The sequence below is a fragment of the Arthrobacter sp. Soil_C_49 genome (assembly GCF_057656635.1).
On sequence record NZ_JBDGJZ010000036.1, the window covers coordinates 1 to 378 of the forward strand.

Genomic DNA, 378 nt, shown 5'->3' on the forward strand with positions numbered 1-378 from the left:
ACGGGGAACTTCGTGTTCACCGGACCCGTCGCCGCCGCCACCCTGCGCAAAATCGCCTGCGACGCCGACATCATCCCCGCACTCCTGGGCACCCACGGCGAACTCCTGGACCTCGGCCGCAAAACCCGGCTCTTCACCCCAACCCAACGCACCGCCCTCACCGCCCGCGACCAAGGCTGCGCCTTCCCCAACTGCACCATCCCCGCCACCTGGTGCGAAGCCCACCACATCACCTACTGGTCCCACAACGGCCCCACCAACCTGGACAACGGCGTCCTGCTCTGCAGCAGCCACCACCACCTCATCCACAAAGAACAATGGACCATCACCACCACCAACAACACCCCCTGGTTCACACCCCCAAAACACCTCGACCCC

At 65.3% G+C, this 378-nt stretch carries 1 protein-coding gene; it reads left to right on the forward strand.

Annotated features, from left to right (window positions below):
- A partial coding sequence (locus AC3A4Z_RS22600; RefSeq protein WP_498714552.1) for an HNH endonuclease signature motif containing protein occupies positions 1 to 378 on the forward strand: 378 nt, incomplete at both ends.